At 56.0% G+C, this 19,277-nt stretch carries 17 protein-coding genes; 8 read left to right on the top strand and 9 right to left on the bottom strand.

What is annotated here, in order from left to right:
• Positions 1-31: 31 nt before the first annotated feature.
• Together V5G20_RS07295 and V5G20_RS07290 are read right to left on the bottom strand one after the other, a co-directional pair.
• Positions 32-1,234 carry an amidohydrolase gene (locus V5G20_RS07295; RefSeq protein WP_327985913.1) on the bottom strand — a complete coding sequence of 401 codons (1,203 nt, stop codon included), beginning with the start codon at positions 1,232-1,234 and terminating at the stop codon, positions 32-34.
• A 206-nt stretch (positions 1,235-1,440) separates the two neighbouring features.
• Positions 1,441-2,790, bottom strand: coding sequence for a M20 family metallopeptidase (locus V5G20_RS07290; protein WP_003389568.1), 1,350 nt, complete (start codon positions 2,788-2,790; stop codon positions 1,441-1,443).
• A 218-nt stretch (positions 2,791-3,008) separates the two neighbouring features.
• Between V5G20_RS07290 and V5G20_RS07285 the strand changes: the two genes are divergently transcribed.
• The 8 genes from V5G20_RS07285 (at position 3,009) to V5G20_RS07250 (ending at position 11,771) form a co-directional block, all read left to right on the top strand.
• Positions 3,009-4,310 carry an amidohydrolase gene (locus tag V5G20_RS07285; RefSeq protein ID WP_172920565.1) on the top strand — a complete coding sequence of 434 codons (1,302 nt, stop codon included), beginning with the start codon at positions 3,009-3,011 and terminating at the stop codon, positions 4,308-4,310.
• On the top strand, positions 4,307-5,614 hold the full coding sequence (locus tag V5G20_RS07280; RefSeq protein WP_311315121.1) for a hypothetical protein: 1,308 nt from the start codon (positions 4,307-4,309) through the stop codon (positions 5,612-5,614). The genes V5G20_RS07285 and V5G20_RS07280 overlap by 4 nt, the downstream gene beginning before the upstream one ends.
• A gap of 24 nt (positions 5,615-5,638) precedes the next feature.
• Entirely contained in the window at positions 5,639-6,763 is a 1,125-nt protein-coding gene (locus V5G20_RS07275; protein ID WP_338463303.1) for a M20 family metallopeptidase, read from the top strand.
• Positions 6,764-7,296: 533 nt separating this feature from the next.
• On the top strand, positions 7,297-7,974 hold the full coding sequence (locus V5G20_RS07270) for a response regulator transcription factor (RefSeq protein ID WP_003389573.1): 678 nt from the start codon (positions 7,297-7,299) through the stop codon (positions 7,972-7,974).
• The gene (locus V5G20_RS07265) at positions 7,971-9,335 is read left to right on the top strand and encodes a HAMP domain-containing sensor histidine kinase (RefSeq protein ID WP_003389574.1); all 1,365 of its coding nucleotides are present in this window, start codon (positions 7,971-7,973) and stop codon (positions 9,333-9,335) included. The genes V5G20_RS07270 and V5G20_RS07265 overlap by 4 nt, the downstream gene beginning before the upstream one ends.
• A gap of 64 nt (positions 9,336-9,399) precedes the next feature.
• Positions 9,400-10,323, top strand: a complete 924-nt coding sequence (locus V5G20_RS07260) for an ABC transporter ATP-binding protein (protein WP_024983416.1) — start codon at positions 9,400-9,402, stop codon at positions 10,321-10,323.
• Entirely contained in the window at positions 10,320-11,033 is a 714-nt protein-coding gene (locus V5G20_RS07255) for an ABC transporter permease (protein ID WP_003389576.1), read from the top strand. The genes V5G20_RS07260 and V5G20_RS07255 overlap by 4 nt, the downstream gene beginning before the upstream one ends.
• 3 nt (positions 11,034-11,036) lie before the next feature.
• Entirely contained in the window at positions 11,037-11,771 is a 735-nt protein-coding gene (locus tag V5G20_RS07250) for an ABC transporter permease (protein WP_122958494.1), read from the top strand.
• Between the two features lie 107 nt (positions 11,772-11,878).
• Here the strand turns inward: V5G20_RS07250 and V5G20_RS07245 are convergent, their stop codons facing one another.
• From V5G20_RS07245 to V5G20_RS07215, 7 genes are all read right to left on the bottom strand, one after another.
• Positions 11,879-13,030, bottom strand: coding sequence for a GNAT family N-acetyltransferase (locus V5G20_RS07245; RefSeq protein ID WP_338463302.1), 1,152 nt, complete (start codon positions 13,028-13,030; stop codon positions 11,879-11,881).
• 31 nt (positions 13,031-13,061) lie between these two features.
• Positions 13,062-13,880 carry a carbohydrate ABC transporter permease gene (locus tag V5G20_RS07240; protein WP_003389580.1) on the bottom strand — a complete coding sequence of 273 codons (819 nt, stop codon included), beginning with the start codon at positions 13,878-13,880 and terminating at the stop codon, positions 13,062-13,064.
• A 19-nt stretch (positions 13,881-13,899) separates the two neighbouring features.
• Entirely contained in the window at positions 13,900-14,865 is a 966-nt protein-coding gene (locus V5G20_RS07235) for a carbohydrate ABC transporter permease (protein WP_003389582.1), read from the bottom strand.
• Between the two features lie 26 nt (positions 14,866-14,891).
• Positions 14,892-16,247, bottom strand: coding sequence for an ABC transporter substrate-binding protein (locus V5G20_RS07230; protein ID WP_003389583.1), 1,356 nt, complete (start codon positions 16,245-16,247; stop codon positions 14,892-14,894).
• Positions 16,248-16,446: 199 nt separating this feature from the next.
• Positions 16,447-17,301 (bottom strand): MurR/RpiR family transcriptional regulator, encoded by an 855-nt coding sequence (locus V5G20_RS07225; RefSeq protein ID WP_031931911.1) that lies wholly within the window; start codon positions 17,299-17,301, stop codon positions 16,447-16,449.
• A gap of 289 nt (positions 17,302-17,590) precedes the next feature.
• Positions 17,591-17,821, bottom strand: coding sequence for a sulfurtransferase TusA family protein (locus V5G20_RS07220; RefSeq protein ID WP_003389585.1), 231 nt, complete (start codon positions 17,819-17,821; stop codon positions 17,591-17,593).
• A gap of 49 nt (positions 17,822-17,870) precedes the next feature.
• The gene (locus tag V5G20_RS07215; protein ID WP_227277485.1) at positions 17,871-18,995 is read right to left on the bottom strand and encodes an MBL fold metallo-hydrolase; all 1,125 of its coding nucleotides are present in this window, start codon (positions 18,993-18,995) and stop codon (positions 17,871-17,873) included.
• Positions 18,996-19,277 lie beyond the last annotated feature (282 nt).

Here is a 19,277-nt window from a genome sequence, read left to right as displayed (position 1 = left end):
CCCCTTATGGATACACTGAAGTGGCTCCCGCCTATTGCCTCAAGTAATTCAAGGCAAACGCCGACAGCATGGCGACGCCGATCGGAAGCGCGTCTTCATCGATGTCGAACAGCGGGTGATGCAGTGGATATTGAGTGCGCTTGTCTTCGTTGCCCACACCCAGGCGGAAGAATACGCCCGGCACTTGATGGGTGTAGTAGGAAAAGTCCTCTCCCCCCATGGACGGCTTCACGAGCTGGTACTTGCCCTGTCCCAGAACGTCATCGGACGTTTTGAGCAAGAGATCCACCATGCCGTCGTCATTTAAAATCGACGGGTACCCGAACTCGTAATCAAACGCATAGGTCGCTCCGAAGGCTTGGGTAACGCCGGCGATCACTTTCTCAATCCGCTCCGGCATTTGTTCCCGAAGAGCCGGATTCAGCGTGCGGACTGTTCCGAAAAGCTCTACCTCCGGGGCGATCACATTGCTCGCCGTCCCTCCCTGAATCTTGCCGATTGTAATGACGATCGGATCGAGCGGGTCCACATGGCGGCTGGCGATCTGCTGCAGCGCCGAGATGACCTCTGCAGTCACAGCGACGGAGTCGACTGCCAGATGCGGATGCGCCGCGTGTCCGCCGCGGCCGATGACCCGGATGTGGATCGTGTCTGCAGCAGCACAGCCTACGCCTCTGACAGCAGTCACTCGGCCCACAGGCACCCCCGGAAAGACGTGCAGTCCGGCCATCGCCTGAATGCCTGTCTCCCGAAGCAACCCGTCCTCGATCATGACCTGGGCGCCGCCGCCTCCCTCCTCGGCCGGCTGAAACACGAAGACGACATTTCCCTTTTCCGGCCGCTCCACTTGACTGAGGAACTGCGCTGCTCCCATCAACATGCTGGTGTGGGCGTCATGGCCGCAGGCGTGCATTTTGCCGTCTACCGTGGAGCGGTACGCGACGTCTTTCTGATCGTGTATCGGCAAGGCGTCCATATCAGCCCGCAGGCCAATCGTCGCTCCCGGCTGCTTTCCTCGCAAAATTCCGACAACGCCTGTCCTGCCAAGGCCTCGCTTTACTTCCAGCCCCAGCTTCTCCAGGTGGCTTGCGACAATATCCGAGGTGCGCTTCTCTTCAAAGCTGAGCTCGGGATTTTGATGAAAGTCCCGCCGCCACGCCACGATTTGCTCTCTCAAGACGCTTGCTTTGGCAAGAATCTCGGAGATTTGGTACAAAGCGGGTGTTTGGCCCATATGACGAACGCCTCCTTTTTCGTTACTGCGTTGTTTTCGGCTCCTGCTGCGCTTGTTGCTCTTGTGGATATGTGGTATTTCCGGTATTTCTGGTATTTCCGGTATTTCCGGTATTTCCGGTACTTACGATTTTTCCGATACATACGGCACTTCGATTTACTTTCACGTTACCTCCTTGTTCCTTGTTCCTTGTTCCTTGTTCCTTGCTACACTTCCTTCGCAAACTCTTCTAGAATCGCGGCGATATGCTTGATCCCCTGTATGTAGTCATCGATGCTGATATTTTCGTTTGGAGCGTGGTTGTTGGAGGCGAAGTGGCCGACGCCGACTGATACGGCGGGAATGCCGAGATGCTGGCAGAGAATGTACATCGGGCCTGTTCCCGGCGACATCGGCATGATGGTCGGTTCCATTCCGTAAATCTGCTTGGAGGTATTCACGACAGCGCGGGTCAGCGGATTGTTCAGCGGCGTACGGGCCGGATGCTCCAGCGTGAACGACTGGATCTCGATGTCCGAAAATCCGTGCTCATCCAAATGCTTGCGCAAAAGTGCGAGTATTTCGTGCGGGTCCTGATCGGGTACGAGCCGGAAATCGAGCTTTACCCTCGCCTCTGCCGGCAGGACCGTCTTGGAGCCTTGGCCGATATAGCCGGAGACGATGCCGCAAACGGTACAAGTAGGCTGGAAGATCAGCTTTTCCTTGAGCGGAATTCCTTTCAGGTCCAGCAGGAAGGACTTCAGCCCCAGCTTTTCCAGCGTGTCTTCCTCGTTGTAAATCATTTGCTCCAGCATGAGCTGGTCGTCATCGCTCAGACTCGCAACCTTGTCATAAAAGCCTTCGATGCGGATACGCTCATCCGGTCCCTTCAGCGTGTTCAAGGCCCAGAGCAGGCGCCAGGCGGGGTTTTCGATTATCGCCGCATTGGCGGAGTGCAGGTCGGTGTTGGCTCCCCGGCAAATCAGCTCCACATAGCACATCCCTTTTACCCCGAGGCTGATCTGCGGCCGTCCGTCAGCGTTTTTATAGCCAAACTCCCAGACGCAACCGTCGGCTCCGATCCGGTCCGCGTACTTTTCCACGAATTCCTCCAGATGCACGCTGCCGATCTCTTCCTCGCCCTCGACGATGAACTTGACTCCTACAGGCAGCTTGCCCCGTACCTGGAGGCAAGCGTGGACGGCAGCCAGGCGGGCCATCAGATTGCCCTTGTTGTCCGCCACTCCCCGCGCATACATGTACCCATCCCGGATTTCCGCGCCAAAAGGCGGTGAATGCCATAAATCGAGCGGATCTTCCGGCTGGACATCGTAATGGTTGTAAAAGGACAAAATCCGTTCGCTCTCGCCCTTGAATTGTCCAAAGACGACCGGATAGCCGGACGTTTCCAATTGCTCCGCCTCTCCGCCGATCTCGCGGACGAAACGTTCCACCATATCAGCGGTTTCCTTCATGCCGCGGTTTTGCGCCGCCACGCTCGGTTGCTTGCAGATGTCTTGCAGCCAGCCAATGTAAGTCTCCCGGTTTTGTTCGATGTAGGAAAAGACGTCCTGCACCTATCTCTCCTCCTTCTTTTTGGAAATATTCCTTTAAGATTCCTTAATTAAAAACTATAGGGTCGGTTCAGCTTTGTGTCAACTAAAAATATTCTAAATTGTTCTAATAAAATAAAATTTACTGGAAGGATTTTCATTTCCAGCAGAGAAATTCATTTGAATTAAGGAGTAATTCCTAAATTATTCCTAAAATAGCACGCCGCAAAAAGGAGACGCATATGGTTGAAGGTGTAAACAGACTGGTAGAAGAGTTATTTCCCACACTCTTGAGCTGGCGCCGCGACTTTCACAAGTACGCTGAATCGGGCTGGGTGGAGTTCCGCACGGCCAGCATTGTTGCCGACCGCTTGTCCGGTTGGGGCTATGAAGTAAAAGCCGGCCCGGAGGTCATCCATCCAGAGGGAAGAATGGGCGTGCCTGACGAGTCATTTCTGGCTCAGCAGGAGCAGCGTGCCCGAGAGCAAGGAGCCATCGCCAAATGGCTTCCGCATTTTTCCGGGGGGTTCACCGGAGTCGTCGGCATTCTCGACACAGGCCGCCCCGGGCCCACGGTCGCTTTTCGCGTCGATATGGACGCGCTGGACCTGCAGGAATCGGATGCGCCCGATCACATTCCTGCGGCAGAAGGCTTCGCTTCGGTCAACCCTGTCATGATGCACGCCTGCGGTCATGATGCCCACACGACCATCGGGCTGGGGCTGGCCTATGTTCTCAGTCAGCTAAAGGATGAGCTTCGAGGCAAAATCAAGCTGATCTTCCAGCCGGCGGAAGAAGGCGTCCGGGGAGCCAAATCGATGGTGGATGCAGGCGTTGTCGACGATGTCGACCGCTTTTTTGCCTGCCATATCGGCATCGGTGTGCCGCTCGGCGAGGTAGCCTGCGGAACCAGCGGCTACCTGGCTACGACGAAGGTTGATGTCACCTATACCGGAGTGGCATCGCATGCCGGAGGCCATCCCGAAGACGGGAAAAACGCCCTGCTCGCTGCCGCCTCTGCCGTCCTGAACCTTCACTCGATCGCGAGGCACAGCGGCGGCAACTCACGTGTCAACGTGGGCGTCCTGCATGCCGGCAGCGGCCGCAACATCATTCCCCATCACGCCTTCTTCAAGCTGGAAACGCGCGGAGAGACGAGCGAGGTGAATGAATATACGCTCGCCCGCGCGATGGAGATCATCGAGGGTGCCGCCGCGATGTACGGAGTCGAGTCGAATGTCCGGATCGTAGGGAAGGCAAACCAATGTGCCCCCAGTCCGGAGCTGCTTCCGTTTATCCGCAGCCAGGCCGAAAAAGTAGCCGAGGTTGTATCTGTAGTAGATCAGTTCCAGACATCCGGTTCGGAGGACGCCACCTACATGATGGAACGAGTCCAGGCAAAAGGCGGTCTCGCTTCCTATCTGGCATTCGGAACGACGCTGGCTGCCGGCCATCACAACGAGCGCTTCGACATCGACGAGAAGGTTTTGCCCATCGCCGTGAAAACGCTTGCGCTTTGCGCCCTGTGCGCCCATGAGTCATGATGAGCCGAGTCGGGGTTGTCGGCCCCCGGGATTCCGTCCGACTCATCTGCGAAGTCGGTGAAGAGTACAAGGACCGCATGCAGTTCATTCCTTATGTCTATCAAAATGCCGCAGAAGCGAGCGGAATCGTCCATGCTGCGGCTGACTCGGTCGATATTTGGCTGTTTTCGGGCCAGGCCCCTTACGCGATCGCCAAAGAGCAGATCCGCAAGCAAAAGGCGTTCTTTCCCCAGCTCCAGGGCTCGAGTCTGACGAGAGTCTTGCTTGAGCTGGTGTACCGGGACCATCGACGTCTGGAGCGCGTCAGCTTTGATACCATTTCAGCAGAGGCGTTCCGGGAAATGTGCGCCGATCTCGGCCTTCCCTGTGACCAGTTGCATCTGCTCTCCTATTCCGGCTTCATGCCTTCCATGGAGCTGATCGCCTTTCATACGGGACTTTATTCCCAAGGAAAGGTCGACGCCTGCGCTACCTGCATCAGCTCTGTCTATGATGAATTAAAGGCAAGGGAAATCCCTGTGTACCGGATCACTCACGACCGGGTGGCGATCCGCACGATGCTGGACATGGCCAGCCAGGAAGGAGAAGCGCTGCACTTCAAAAAGTCGCAAATCGCCGTTCAAATGGTGGTGGTCGACGGCCTGGACAAGCTGATCGGCGAGAACAAAGGAATTTACGAGGTTCATCGCCTGGAGCTGAAGCTGCAGGAAACCATTCTCGATTACGTCGAAGCGCAGGCGGGTGCCGTCGTGCCTCTGGGGAACGGAAAGCATCTGGTCTTCTCTACCCGGGGCTCGTTTGAGGACAACCGGACATTTCCCCCGTCTGCCCTGATGGAGCGAATCTGGCTCATCGCCGATCTGCCTACGCACATCGGTGTCGGCTTCGGCGCCACTGCTCTTGCCGCGGAAAAAAATGCCCAGCTCGCGCTGCTCCACGCCAAACAGACAGGTGTCTCCAACGCGATCCTCGTCAATGACGAGGGAGTGATGGAAGGCCCCCTCTACACCCCGGACAGCATCACTTATCAATACCGGACGGAGAACAAGGAAATGAACCAACTGCTGCGCAAGGCCGGCGTCACGATCACGACCTACAACAAGCTCCTCTCCGTACAAAAAAATTTGGGCCAGAATTGCATCAGTGCCGTTGAGGCGGCGGAATGGCTGGGGATGACGCAGCGCAATGCCCGCCGCATTTTAAGCGATCTGGAGAAAAACGGCCTCGCCGAGCTTACCGGAGAAGAAGCGCCGGCCAGCCGCGGACGGCCGCGAAAAGTGTACCGGCTGATCGCGCCTAGCTAAACAAACCTAAAGGAGGAGAATGTCATGCCATCCATCCAGTCCTATCTGAAAGAGCGAGAACACTTGATTTTATCCGATCTGGAGCGAGTCGTCCGGGCAGAGTCGCCCACGCACGACAAAGCGGCGGTAGACCGCTGCGGCGAGGTTTTCCAGGAGCTGTTCCGCCAGCATCTGGGGCTGTCCGCCGAGGTCATCCCGATGGAGAAAACCGGCAATCATTTACGTTGTCAATACGGCGACGGGAGCGAGCAAATCCTCATCATGGGCCATATCGATACGGTCTGGGACATCGGCAGGCTCAGGTACCGGCTGGAGGGCAACAAGGCGTACGGCCCCGGCATCTTTGACATGAAGGGCGGCATCATTCAAGCTCTCTGGGCCCTGAAGGCTTGCAAGGATCTGGGCATAGCCCTGAACAAGAAGGTCGTCTTTCTGCTGACCAGCGACGAAGAGACCGGCAGCGACACCTCCCGCTCGCTGATCGAGGAAGAAGCCGCAAGAAGCGCTGCGGCACTTGTGCCCGAGCCTGCCGTCGCGGTCTCGGGCGCACTGAAGACAGCGCGAAAAGGCGTCGGTCAGTTTACGATGACGATTACAGGCAAAGCCGCCCACGCCGGAAACCATCACGGGGACGGCATCAGTGCGGTTGAGGAAATGGCTCATCAGATTTTGAACCTGCACGCCCTTACGGACTACGCCAAAGGCACAACCGTCAATGTCGGGATCGCCTCAGGGGGCAGCCGGTCCAACGTCGTCGCCGAGAAAGCGCGGCTGGACATCGATGTCCGCATTTCCAGCATGGCAGAGGCAGAGCGGGTGCAGGCAGCCATCAACGGGGCCAAGCCAAAACTGCCGGGAATCAAGCTGGAAACAGACGGCGGACTGAACCGTCCTCCGATGGAGCGGACGGTACAAACGGCCCGCTTGTTCGCGCTTGCCAATCAATGTGCAGATGAGCTTGGCTTCACCCTGACAGAAGCTTCCGTAGGCGGAGGCAGCGACGGCAATTTTACTGCGGCTCTCGGCATTCCGACACTGGATGGATTGGGCGCGGTCGGTGACGGCCCCCACGCCGAGTACGAGCATGTCGTCATTGACCACCTTGCGCAAAGAAGCGCCCTGCTAGCACTGCTGCTCACGAAAATCTAGAGGCAGCACTGCCGATAGAAACGGAAACGGCTGACGGGACCCATCCTCGTCGGCCTTCTCCTTGCTACTCGTCCTTTGCTGTGCAACTGCCTTCTTTGTCTTCCAAAGCCCTTCCCCTTGTTCTCGGCATTTCATCCGCTCCCCTGGACGTTTTCACAGGCTACACCCCCTATTCCGAAACAAATTTGCGTCAAACAATCCGCTTTCCGGTATGAAAGCAAATCGCTGCCGTGTTTCAGGCCTGCCCCTTCTACTAGCTGAACCGTACTTGCTATGATAGAAGTTGGGCAATCTCGCAAAACTCCCGCTGCCTGTACATGAAGGAAGCGCCGACTGGTAGGCAGGGACGGTTTGTATACGGCGCAACCATGCGTACGAGAGATATGACGTCCGTCTGTTTTTTTGGTACTTTTTAAAAGAATGCAACAGCATCTTAGGACGAACGAAAGGAGCGATCCTAACGTCGTCAGATAACATGCCTCAAGGAAATGAAATGAGAAACCGCAAACGGATAAAGGACGGGGGAAGCTACTATGCTGAACAAACGCATTTTATATATCGAAGACGATGCCGACATCGGTGCCTGGGTCAAAGAAGATTTGTCCAGAAGGGGATATGCGGTCAACTGGTTGACGTCGGGGGACCGTGCGGCGCAATACGCCGAAGCTGCCGATCTGGTTATTCTTGACGTGATGCTGCCCGGCCTGGACGGCTTTACCGTCGGACAGCGACTGAAGAAGACAGCGCCGCACCTCCCGATCCTGATGCTTTCGGCTCGTACGGCGGTAGACGACAAGCTGCAAGGGCTGCAGTTCGCCGACGATTACTTGACGAAGCCGTTTCACCCCGACGAGTTGGCAGCACGAGTCGAGGTGCTGCTGCGGCGCTACGGTTCGGCGGCTTCGCAAGCTCTGCAGCTCGGTCATATCACGGTCGATATCGGCGGGAACCTCATCATTGACAGTCGTTCGGGCGAGGAGATCGCACTGACCGGGAAGCAATTGCAGATTTTTATGTACCTTTTGAAGCATGCAAACCGAATTTTGACCAAGGAGCAAATCTATGAGGCGGTCTGGGGCGAACCGTACATCGAAGGAGACAAAACGCTGAACGTGCACATCCGACACCTCCGCGAAAAAATCGAGCTCGATCCGAGCGTTCCGGTCCTGATCGAGACGATTCGAGGCATCGGCTACCGGGTGAAGCTATGAAATTCCGCAATTCGCTGCTGTTTAAATACTTGCTGATTGTTTTGCTGGCGATACTGCTTCTGCCGATACTGTTTCCGCTGCTGTCAATTGCGCTAAATACGGTGCTTTTGGGCGATGACGAGCCGAACATGTATCGAAACGGGGTCTGGCTGGAGCAGATGTGGCATCAGGAAGCCAGGCAGCTTGCCGGTGCCGATGACGAAGCGATCAGCCGGAGACTGACCGAGCTGAAGGAAAAATACGAGCAGGCTTCCGTGTTCTGGGTCGATGCGCAGGGAAAGACGCGGCTTGCGCTTCCAAAGGACTTGGGAATCCCCGATCAGTGGACACCGTCCTATACGATTCAGTTCATGAAGGAGCACTACGATGCCGATCCATTCACGACGGTGGCCTTTATCGGAAACAGTCGGGACAAAGGCTTTATGGTTTTTCAGGTCGACCGTTCCGTGATCCAGACGAGCAGCGAGCAGCTCTCGGAAAAACGGGACCATCTCTTTATCGTCGTCGCTCTGGTCATTCTCTGCCTGTTTTTGTTCATTTCCTGGATCTTTATCTATCGGCTGCGCAAACGGTTGCTCGGATTGGAGGTAGCAATGACGTCTCCGACCGAAAACGGGATTCCGAAGTCGATCGAGGTGAACAATCCGGACGAAATCGGGAGGCTGGAGCAGGCGTTCAACGCGATGATCAGGCAGCTTGAGCTCGGCCGGAAACGGGAGCAGGAAGAAGAGCAGCTGCGGCGACAGCTCATCGCCAACCTGTCGCACGATTTGCGTACGCCGCTGACATCCATCCGAAGCCATGCCTACAGTCTCAAACAAGAAAACCTCAGTGAGCAAGGGATGCAATCAGTCGAGCTGATCGACCACAAGATCGGTTATTTGGCTGAGCTGATCGACAACCTGCTCTCCTATACGCTGCTGTCAGCCGGCAAATACCCGTATCGTCCGGAGCCAACCGACATGGTCCGGCTGCTGCGGACGATATTGGCTCATTGGTACCCCGCCTTTGAAAGAAAGGGCTTTACCGTGGAGCTGGAGCTTCCGGAATCGGCTGTCGTATGCCGGGTCGACCCGATGTGGATCGAACGCATTCTGGACAATCTCCTGCAAAATGTACTCCGGCATGCACGGACCGGCCGCTATCTTTCCGTCAGGCTCGAGCCGGAGGGCGGACAGGCAGCCATTCGCCTTGAGGACCGGGGGCCTGGCATGAACGGCAAGTCGCTGAACCAGGGAGCCGGGATCGGCCTGACGATCGTGCAGCTGATGCTGAAAGAAATGCAGCTCAAGTGGGAGGTCAAAAGCGACTGTGGTGGAACTCGAATGGCCATTGCCGGCTTGCGCTTAAACGAAATTTAACCTTCGCTCTCCCGTGGATTTAACCTCGCACCGCTACAATCCGGTATTGAGGTGATGAACTGTCATGAGCGAAGCCGTAATCGAAACCAATCAATTGACAAAGAAGCTGGGAAATAAAATGGCCGTCGATCGGCTGGACCTGCGGATCGGCCAAGGTGAAATCTACGGCTTTCTCGGGCCGAACGGCGCGGGAAAGACAACGACGATCCGGATGCTGCTCGGCCTGATCCGGCCGACTCGCGGCACCGTGCGGATCTTTGGACGCGATCTGCAAAAGGACAGGCTGTCGGTGCTGCGGCGCGTCGGATCGCTGGTCGAATATCCGTCCTACTACGGACACCTGACGGCCTATGAAAATTTGGAGGCGGTACGCTGCATCCTGGATGTGCCGCGATCCCGGATCGACGAGGTGTTGTCGGTCGTGCGGCTTACGAAGGAAGCGAAGCGGCCGGTCAAGGGCTTTTCCCTCGGGATGAAGCAGCGGCTCGGCATCGCGACGGCGCTGCTTGGCTCGCCGGAGCTGCTCATTTTGGATGAGCCGACGAATGGCCTGGACCCCTCCGGCATTTTGGAGATGCGCGAATTGATCAAGAGCATGCCGAAGCAGCTTGGCATGACCGTTCTGGTATCAAGCCACCTATTGTCCGAGGTAGAGCAGATGGCCACGCAGGTCGGCATTATCGCCCAGGGCAAGCTGATTTTTCAGGATTCGATCGAAGCGCTCAGGCAGCACTCGGGCTCCCGTATCCGAATAAGCGTCGATCAAGGCGAGGCCGCATGGAAGATGCTGCTTGCCAGTGGAATCCAGGCGGAATGGGAGCTGACCGATGCAAATCGGCTGCTGCTGCCTCACGAATCCGACGAGCAGCTGGCCCGGCTGGTCAAACTTCTTGTGCACAACGATATTTCCGTGTATCGGGTGGAAGAGGAGAAGCGTTCTCTGGAAGACATGTTCCTCGAGCTGACCGGTGGAGGCGACAGCTTATGATGCGGGGAGTGATGGCATCCGAATGGCTCAAAATCCGCCGCAAAGGGATCTGGCTTCTGATCGCGCTCGGCCCGCTCGGCGTTGTGGGGTTGCAGGCACTAAATTTTTTCCTCCGGTACGATTACTTGACCAAGCGGTATGCCGACGATCTGTGGGGGGCGGTTATCGGAAACGTGCACCAGCTTTCGGTGCCGACCCTGCTGATGGGGATTGCGATTGTCGCCTCCATGATTGCGGGCATCGAGCACCAGACGAACGCCTGGAAACAGACATTGGCCTTGCCCGTATCGAAGTGGTGCGTCTTTGCCTGCAAGTTCACCCTGCTCTGCACGCTTCTGGTGTGCGCCTGCACATTGCTGGCAGCCGGCACAGTGGTTCTCGGCATCGCCCTCGGATACGGCACCGATATTCCGCTTGTCACGCTGCTGGTCAAGTCGTATTTGCCATTCCTTGCGGCGATGCCCTTTGCCGCACTGCAAACCTGGCTTTCGATCACGATCAAAAATCAGGCGATTCCGTTGACGACAGGCGTTCTTTTCTCTGTCCTCTGCCTGTTCGGGACAGCGGTGGGTGATTGGGTTCCGCTGAAATGGCTCTACCTTGAAAATCAGTGGAACGAACCCTTCTATTCGGCTGGACCGGGCCTGCTCCTGGGGCTGGTCATTTACGTTATCGGTCTCATCCATTTCATCCGAAAGGACGTGAGTTAGGCCATGTGGAGGTTTTTCCGATCTGAGCTGCTGAAATTGCGGAAATCGCCGATCTGGCTGCTGGTATTCGTCAGTCCTGCATTGTCCACGATCTTTGGATTGGGGATGCGAATCGCTCCAGAGATGGAAGAGATGGCATGGGGAATGACGTACACTATGATGGCGGCCCCTCACGGCCTGTTGTTTCTGCCGCTGCTGACCGGGGTACTGTCTGCGTTCGTCTGCCGCTACGAGCATGTCGGCGGCGGATGGAAGCAGATGCTTGCGCTGCCCGTTTCCCGCGGTACCGTCTATGTGGTGAAATTCGTTTGGGTGATAGGGTTGCTACTCTTGACCCAATGCCTTCTGCTCGCAGGATTGCTGGCGGTCGGAACGGTCAAGGGTTACTCGGCAGCTGTTCCCTGGGATATTCTTGTCAGCAGCCTCGTCGGGGGGTGGGTGGCTTGCATGCCGCTGGCTGCGCTGCAGCTCGCCGTCTCCGTGGCCTGGTCAAGCTTCGCTGCACCGATGGCGGTAAGCGCCATCTTCACGCTGCCGAACATCCTGCTGGTCAACTCCGAGAAATACGGCCCGTGGTACCCGTGGGCGCAGCCAATGATTGCCATGCTCTCGGGGGCGCAACAAGCCGAACCTGGGGTGTTGGGCGTGCCGCCAGAAACGCTGTTCATCGTCATTTTGGGCAGCTTCATCGCGTTTTTCCTGTCCGGATTCGTTTATTTTCAGCGTAAAATGATCTGAGTACCGTGCCGCAGAAAAAAGAAGCTGCCTCAACCGTTGTTGAGGCAGCTTTGCTGCAGCTTGGCTTCCTTGCAGAGTCTTGGGTGGAAGTGTCCCCTTGATTTCTTTTACCCCACGTTCAAGATTTTGGAGTAGCTGCGATACCCCTTCCACACCTCAAAGCCCAGCTTTCTGTAAAAGTCCACCAGGTCGGTCCAGTCGATGCAAATCCGCTCGATGCCCCGCTGCCGAAGGAAGTATATCCCCGCCTCGACAACTCCCCGACCGTACCCGTATTTTCGTTCCTGCGGATCGATTCCGAGCGGGCCGATCCCGCCCAGTTCGTCGGCAAAGAGCGGAGCCCAGTACACATTTTGGGCGATAATGGGCGAGCGGGCATCATTGATCCGGCAAAAGCCGATGATCGCCCCGTTTTTCTCCGCGAGGACAAATTCCCGTCCGGTGCCTCCTTTTTCGAAATAGCAGAGCGCTTCGTATTCCCACCGTCCGGGAAAGCATCTGTTGAAAAAGGCCATCAGCGCGTCGCGGTCCTCGGGCTTGCCTTCCCGAAACGTGACTTCCGCAAAGGTGGGCAGCTCGGTGCCGAACGCAGGCCGTTCTTTGCCGGACACAGACTGCTCGACGCCGGATGCTGGCCGTTCCTTGCCTGTCGCAGGCTGCCCGACGCTAAATGCGAGCTGTTCCTTGCCCGTCGCAGGCTGCCCGACGCTAAATGCGAGCTGTTCCTTGCCTGTCGCAGGCTGCCCGACGCCGGATGCTGACCGGTTACCCGCTGTTTCCTCCGGCGAGGAGATCAAATCAAACAGCTGCTTCCCGGCGATGTACCCCCGTTTCTCTGCCCAGCGCATCGTCTCCTGTTCCTCGTCGGGAACACCCGGGAAATAGTGCCACCAATCGCTCCCCAGGCTGATTTTCTCGACGTTCTGCTGAAAGAGCGCACTCTCCGCCCGCTTCAGCAGCTCTGCGCCAATCCCCTGCCTGCGGCAAGCCCGGTCCACCAGGAGAGCCTGTATCCAGCCCGAGCCTTTTCCCCATGTGACAGGATCTGCTTCGCTCCATTTCTTGGCGATGACGACGCCGACCAGCCGCTGGTTTTCCTTCTCTACGGCAACCCATGAGCCCTCCGGCAGCAGATGCGGATCATCCAGGCTGTTCTGCCGAAGCAGCTCGGGTCTCATCGGAAAACGGTCGCCGCACTGCTCATTCCAAAGCTGACATACGGCGTCCAGCCATTTTGACGACCACGGATGATATTCCATATTGCTCCTCCGTTCATTTGGAAGCCAGCTTTTACTTCAGCCCGGAGCTTCTGGCTCCTTCCACAAAATACTTCTCGGCGATCAGAAATACGATCAGGATCGGGATCAGGCTGATCAACGCCCCAGCCACCAGGTACTGGTCGTTCCCCCCTGTCCACTGCCCCTTTAACGACAGAATGCCGACCGGCAGGGTGTATTTTTCCCGGGTCGTGATGTAGATGACGGGAGCGAGGATTTCGTTCCATTTCGCCATGAAGGTGAAAATCGCGAGCGTAGCCAGCGACGGCTTGCACATCGGCAGGGCGACCCGCCAGTAAATCTGGAACGGATTGCAGCCGTCGATCTTGGCCGCTTCTTCGTACTCCCGGGGAATTCCCAAAAACGCCTGCCTCATCAGGAAAATGCCAAAGGGCTGTCCCAGCCATTCCAGCACCCAGAGCGGCATCAGCGTATCCAGCATGCCGAGCTGCTTGAAGATGATGAACTGCGGGATAATCGTGACGACGCCGGGAATCATCATCGTTCCGAGCACGATCATAAAGAGCGTATCCCGGAATGGAAACTGAAGCCGGGCAAAAGCGTACGCTACCATCGAGCTGGACAGGATCGCCCCCAGGATGGAGAGCACCGACACCGTCAGACTGTTCAACGTATAGGTGCTGAAATTGGCCAGTTCCCATACTTCCGAATAGTTGCTCCACTTGATCGGATCGGGGAACAGCTCCGGCGGATACTTGTTGAATTGGCCCACTGTTTTCAAGGAGTTGAACAGTGCTGTCAGGAAGGGAATGAACATGATGGCCGAACTGATTCCGATAGCGGCATAGGCGAGTATTTTACGTATGCTCATATGTGGCTGCCCCCTTTCCTCAATCGTAGTGGACCCAGCGTTTTTGCAGTCTCATTTGCATAAATGTAAAGACAAACAGGATCAGGAACAGCACCCAGGCAATCGCGGATGCGTAGCCCATGTGGAAGAAGGTGAAGCCTTCGCGGTACAGGTGCAGCATCAGCACCAGGCTGGCATTGTTGGGACCGCCTGCCACGCCATCGACCGCTCCTGCCGTCATGACGTAAATCTGTTCAAAGCTCTGGAACGAGCTGATCGTGCTCAGGATCAGCACGAGAAAGGTCGTCCCCGAGATCAGGGGCACTGTGATGCGCCAGAACTTTTGCAAGGGTCCGGCTCCATCGATCTCCGCTGCCTCGTAGAGGTCGCCCGGCACGTTTTGCAAACCGGCCAGAAACAGCACCATCATGTAGCCGACGCCCTTCCATATCGCCACCGCGACGAGAACGGGAATGACCAGCTGCTCATCGGCCAGCCAGTTTTTCGGCTCCAGTCCCAGGCTGACAAGCAGGCTGTTGGCCCAGCCGAAGCGCGGATTGAAAATCGAGTCAGCTACGTAGGCGATAACCGTCCAGGACGAGATGACCGGGATGAAGTGAGCGATCCGGTACAGCTTCAAGCCTTTCAGCTTTTGATTCAGCGCGACAGCCAGCACCAGAGCGAGCGCTGTCTTGATCGGAACGAGCAGGATCGTGAAGTAGAGCGTGTTCTTCAGCGCCTTCCAGAAGAGCGGATCGTCGATCATCTTGCTGTAGTTGGCCAGTCCCGTCCACTCGGGAGGATTCAGCATGTCATAGTCCGTAAAGCTGATGTACAGCGATGCGATGGAAGTGAACGCGACAAAGACGATCAGGTGAATCAGATACGGGGAGATGAGTAAAATCCCCCATCTCCCCTCACTGTCGAGCCGCTTTCGTTTTCGGGGCTTTGGTACAGGCCGCTCATCGGTTTTCCATTCACCAGTGAGTTGTGTATTTTGATTCATGTCTGCCTATCCCCCGTAAGCGTTTTTTATTTCTTGTAGAATCCATCCAGAACCTTTTGCACGGCCTCATTGGCCTTTTTCAAGCCTTGCTCGACGCTCTCCTCGCCGGAAAACGCTGGGAACATGGACTCGTCAAACGCTTTGCGCCATTCGCCAAATACAGCGTTGGCATCGAGGGAACCGGCGAATTCCATGCTGTCCAAGAAAACCTTCGCGTTCAGCGAAGTATCGGAAGTGAGGACCTCCTCGGCCACTTTTTTCTTGACCGGAATGGCTTCGCCAAGCGACGCCCACTCCCTCTGCGCCTCGTCGTCCGTCGCCCAGTACTTGATCCACTCCCAGGCTGCCTGGGTCTTTTTCTCGTCGGCCGTTTTGCTGATCACCCAGGAGTTGACGATGCTCGGTGCAAAGCGTTTGCCCCCAGGTCCTGCCGGAATCGGCGCCACATCGAAGTTCAGTCCGGCTTCGCGCATTTTTACCCGCGCGGCGTAGATGTCGATCTGCATTCCGGACACGCCGCTCAGGAAAGGCTTGAACGGGTCCTGGAAGCTTTGCAGGTCGACGGGATCGGGGAAAATCCCCCGCTTCATGCCGTCTACCATCCACTCGATCGCCTGTTTGTTTTCAGGCGTGTCGAGAACGGCCTTCTGCAGGCTGCTGTCCAGCACGCCGCCGCCGAACGTTTTCATCAGCGGGAACCAGCCTCGGCTCACCCCGACCGGACTGCTGAAGATGGTGAAGCCGTACTCCGAAACCTTGTTTGGATCAAAGGAAGGATCTTTGGCATTTTTTCCGGAAGCGTCAATGGTCATCAGTTCGGCCGCTTCCTTCACCTGATCCCACGTCCAGTTGGCATCCGGGTATTTGAGGCCCGCCTTGTCAAAAAGGGCTTTGTTGTAGTAGAGCACCCCGATCTGGATTCCCTGCGGAACGCCCCAAACCTCGCCGCCTGGGCCTTTGTTGGCGTCCATGCCGTAGTACTCCTCTTTGCTGAGGTCCTTTTCGATCAGTTCGCGCAAGTCCTTGACAGCGCCGCGCTCGGCGAATTCAAACACCTTCACCCCGTCGCTCAGCCACAGATCGGGAGCATTGCCTCCTGCTATCTGCGTATTCAGCTTTTGGAAAAATTGCGCGTGAGGCCCTGTTTCTGTCGTGATCTTGATATTCGGGTGCTTCTCCATGAACTTCGCGAGCAGCTCCTCCATTTTTTTCTGCGTGGGAGGATCGGAGTAGTACCCCATTTTCAGTACGATCTGCTCAGAATCGTTCTTCGCATTCTGCGGATCGCCAGTGTTTGCCTGCTGACCGGTACAGGCCGTAATCAGCAGGGCGGCAGACAAGAGTGCCGACAAAAAAAGTGAAAAGCTCCTCTTTCGTTTCAATGCAGACCCCTCCATTTATCTATTAAAAATGTATTGCCAATAAGGTATGGGTATTGCCTGCGGTCTGTAGTGCGAATAGAGTGGGATCACGGGTACGGTATGCTGGCTGACTGAACAAGCGCCAATGCGGCAGATCTGCTAGTCAAAGAACGGCGGATATGCAGGGTAATATAGTCTCAATATTCTGAATAGGATTTGCCTAATCGGTGCGAAACTCGGCAAGCACTGCCTGACGGGTCTTTCGCAATGAGGATACAGCCTTGTCATAGCTTTGCGCGGCTACCCCCATGAACAGCATGTCGATGACAGCCAGTTGGGCAATGCGGGACGAAGTGGCGGCACTGCGCATGTCTGCCTCCGATGAAACCGTGGCCAGGTGAATGTCTGCCAGCGCCGACATCGAATTTTGCCCGAACTTCGTAATGCCGATCGTGACTGCTCCCGCTTCCCTCGCCCTTTTGATCGCGGATAAAACCTGGCGGGTCTCCCCGGAATAGGAGATGCCGACAGCCACGTCTTTGTCCGTCAGCGTGACAGCGGAAGTAATCTGCAGATGGGCATCGGCGTGTGCCGTCGACATTTTATTGATGCGCAAAAATTTTTGCTGCGCGTCCTGAGCGACCAACTGGGATGCGCCCACTCCGAAAAAGTCGATCCGGCGTGCCCGATACATGGCCCGAACCGCCTGTTCGACGGCAGTTGGATCCAGAACCTTGATCGTCTCGCGCAGGGAGAAAATGTGATTGGCAGTGACGGATTCGATCAGGGTGGGAATGTCGTCGGTAGGACGGATTTCCTTGTACTCGTCCTCTCCGGCGGAAGGGGACTGCAGATCGGCCGCGATGCGTATTTTCAGCTCCGGGAAGCCTTCCAGGCCCATGCTTTTGCACATGCGGATAATCGCGGCTGGACTGGCGTTGCTCCGCTCCGCCAACTCCTTGACCGACATGCGGATGACCTCCCGCGGATGCTCCAGGATGTACTCTGCCACGCTCCGCTCGGACGGCTTTATATCTTGCAAGTATTCACGGATTCGCAGCAATCCTCCGCTCAGCACGGCTTCATCACCCTTTATCACAAATGTTGTTGTAAGCGATGCCTATTTCAGCCAGTATGAATCAGCTCATCCAATCATGAGCATCGCAGGTATCTTTTGCCATTTTACAATCATTATACGACTTTGAAACAAAAAATCAACACAAACTATTCTCCATAAAAATAATTTTCAGACTTCCGCTATCAACAGAAAATATGGATCGGCAACGATGAAACAAACAGGCTGCAAAAAGCCGGCTTCCCCTGACACTATGGCGGAAGCCGGCCCCCGAATTGTTTTATTCGCCTCAGCCTTTCCTCACAAATATCCGATATACTCCACCCTCCTCTTCCGTTTTCAACACCTCATGGCTGTTGGAACGAGCCCAGCCCTGAAAGTCGTTGACGGAGCCCTTGTCGGTGGATTCCACCTGCATGACCTGCCCGCTTTCCATCGCATCCATCGCTTTCTTCGCCTTGACGATTGGCATCGGGCAGGACAATCCTTTTGCATCTACAAATACGTCTACGTTTATCATGAATATGACCTCCTTGGCAGCCTCCTGGTTTTGTTCTCTTTACAATGGTTTAACCGTGGTGAAGGGCGCAGCGATTGGGCCCGATCTCCAGCTCTGTCGCCTTTTCCGGAGATGCACTGGCAGCTCCGCGGTTGATTTCGACGATCTCCTCGTAGTTGGGAGGCGTCGCTCCGACGGCATGAGCGACTTTTTCCGCAAATCGATCACGGTTTGCCGTCCGCATCACTTCGTTGTTTCCGCGGATCTCTCCGAGCGGCGCTCCCACATATCCCTCCCGCCGAATCTCGCTTGCTTCGGCATAATGAGCCGGCAGCACCAGCACGTCGTCCGGCAGGGAAGCGATTGTGGTAAACACCGTGTCGTACAAGGCTTGCGCCCACTCTGCCGCCTTGCCGCCCAGATCGGGTCGGCCGAGGCCGCCGACAAAAATGGTATCGCCGGAGAGCAGGTAGCGATCGTTTACCAATACGGAGACACTCCCCGGGGTATGTCCGGGCGTAGGAACAGCGAGAATTTTTGCCTCGGCACGGCCGACTTCCAGCATGCCCTGCTTTTCCAGCGGCTCATAAGAGAGTTCGGAGCCCTGCATCTCGCTGGAGGAGATGTAGTAGACAGCCCCGGTTTTTTCGGCCAGCTCATGGCCACCCGAAATGTGGTCGGCGTGCAGATGCGTATCGAGGACGTATTTGATGGCGGCGTCTTCCTGCTCGGCTAGCGACAAGTATTCCTCGATATGCCGATTGGGATCGACGACCAGCGCTTCGCCTCCTGAGATCAACATGTAGGACAGGCAGCCCTTTGCCAGCCGATTTACCTGAATCAGCTTGAGGTTGTCTTCCTCCATGACGGTCACCGGGCGGTAAAACTGGCTCCACTCCTGCATGCCTTGCTCCAGATAGCTCGCCTGAAAGCCTTTCTCGTCCAGCAGATCGGCCACCATTTTGGCGCTTCCGCCCTTGGCGCAAATGACGACGATCTCTTCGTCAGCGGGAAGCTGTCCGTAGATATTTTCGTTGTCGTCAAGGAAATCAAAGTACGGGATATTGATAGATCGCACTTCTTTCCCTTCGATCTTCCAGTCCGCAAAATCTTCCGGATTGCGCACATCGAGCAGGAAAACACCCTGCTCCACCTTTTCGTTCAGTTGAATTGCGTTTATTGCTCCTGCTGACATATCAATCACCTCCTGGTTGTTTTAAGCTTGAATGCGGGCAAAACTACTTTTTCACTGCTCCTGTCCATCCTGACATGCCTGTTGCGCAAATGGCTGACCTGTTTCATCCCGTTTTTCAGCAAAATCCTCGCTGCTTGCCTGCTTCTCATCCCGCTTTGGCAGGTCAGGATCACATGCTTTATATACGCATATACCCATATAGGTATATAAAATGCCGAAAGAAGCCACCAGGGAAATCAGCCTTCTATGAAACGGCTTTGGATGTTTTTTCCCCTTATGATC

This window comes from Brevibacillus borstelensis, assembly GCF_036700025.1.
Lineage (GTDB): Bacteria > Bacillota > Bacilli > Brevibacillales > Brevibacillaceae > Brevibacillus > Brevibacillus borstelensis.
The sequence above is the reverse complement of the archived record's forward strand: the minus strand, read 5'-3'. Positions and strand labels throughout refer to the sequence as shown.